Source organism: Pseudomonas sp. BJa5 (genome assembly GCF_030272875.2).
GTDB lineage: Bacteria > Pseudomonadota > Gammaproteobacteria > Pseudomonadales > Pseudomonadaceae > Aquipseudomonas.
The window spans coordinates 1-281 of sequence record NZ_JALRNG020000136.1; the positions used below are offsets into that span (position 1 = coordinate 1).

The following is a 281-nucleotide window of genomic DNA, read 5'->3' on the forward strand; positions in this document are numbered from 1 at the left end:
TGGAGGCCCTGCAGGCCCTCGCGCGGGCCGGCCAGCTGCCGCCCACCATCATCCTGACCACTTTCGACGACGACCAGCTGGTCCTGGCGGGCCTGAAGGCCGGTGCGAAGGGTTACCTGCTGAAGGATGTCTCGCTCGAGCAGCTGGTGGGCGCGATCCGCACGGTGGCCGACGGCGGTTCGCTGGTGCAGCCGGCGGTCACCCAGCGCCTGCTGTCCGGCCTGGAGCACATGCGCAACGAGTTCGTCAGCCTCGATCGTCCGGATCCGTTGACTGACCGT

General features: G+C 69.0%; 1 protein-coding gene. It reads left to right on the forward strand.

Translation table 11 applies throughout. From position 1 onward, the window contains the following. Positions 1-281, forward strand: a 281-nt coding sequence (locus M2D63_RS25735; RefSeq protein WP_353050884.1) for a response regulator, incomplete at both ends; no start/stop codon positions are given.